The organism is Corynebacterium sp. HMSC063A05, from assembly GCF_001809695.1.
GTDB classification, from domain to species: Bacteria; Actinomycetota; Actinomycetes; order Mycobacteriales; family Mycobacteriaceae; genus Corynebacterium; species Corynebacterium amycolatum.
Genome location: NZ_KV798501.1, coordinates 1 through 272 on the forward strand (window position 1 = coordinate 1; position 272 = coordinate 272).

General features: G+C 51.8%; 1 pseudogene. It reads right to left on the reverse strand.

Annotated elements, in window-relative coordinates:
- Positions 1–43 precede the first annotated feature (43 nt).
- Positions 44–272, reverse strand: a pseudogene (locus HMPREF2651_RS05780) (IS256 family transposase); the annotation flags it as partial.

A 272-nucleotide genomic window follows, 5' to 3' on the forward strand; every position in this document is an offset into this window, starting at 1 on the left:
GGGTTAAGTAAAGAAAAGTGTGTCTTTTCCGGGCGTGTTGCGGTTATTTGATCCAGCCTTTTTGGATGCCGAGGTTGTGTTGGTAGCTGGTGTCGATGGCGGTGTCGTATTCTGCTGGTGCACCGATGTCATTGGTAGTGGCTGTGGTGTTGTGGGTGATCAGGTCTGTTGCTGTGGAAAGTGCGTCTTGACCCCATCGTTGGTCCCTGGCGATCTTGACCGGATCGTCAGGGACTTCTGTATGTAGATACAGCCACCAATCCATCACTGTG